General features: G+C 62.6%; 1 protein-coding gene. It reads left to right on the top strand.

Annotated elements, in window-relative coordinates; genetic code table 11:
• On the top strand, positions 1-521 hold a 521-nt coding region (locus ACODSU_RS25310; protein ID WP_488845729.1), incomplete at both ends, for a hypothetical protein.

Below are 521 nucleotides of genomic sequence, written 5' to 3'. Positions count from 1 at the left end.
GCCTTGCCGCCCTGGTAGAGGCACAGCAGTCCACCACTCATGTTCAAAATCCAGCAGAAATCGAACACGTTGCAGGTGACGTGTCGAAAAACGGGCCGGAATCGAACCTACGCACCCAGCAGCCAGCCCAGCCGGGGCAGGAGGGGGAGCGCACGCCCGTTTTCACATTCCCACAGGCGGTGCCTGACGGCGACGCGATGGCACTTGCAGAAAGCGTTGGTCTGATCGGCCCAGCAAGCCGCATAGGCGACCTGCACAACGCCATTCAGCGCTACCACGACCTGATTTGTGTCAACGCCACGATCAAGGCCGCGAAGATGGCAGCCGACGCCATTGCTGCAGTGAAGGCGCAGCCCATACCCGTGCCAGAAAACTACCCGCCGCTGCCTATGCAGTTCGCGTGCTCCGGTGTGTTTGCTGTTTACTCTGCCGACCAAATGCGCGCCTACGTTGACGCCGACCGCGGAGCCCGTGCCCCGGCAGACAGCGTGACGGCACCAGCGGGTGTGGTTGCGGCAGTA

This window comes from Acidovorax sp. FG48 (assembly GCF_057809085.1).
The sequence above is the reverse complement of the archived record's forward strand: the minus strand, read 5'-3'. Positions and strand labels throughout refer to the sequence as shown.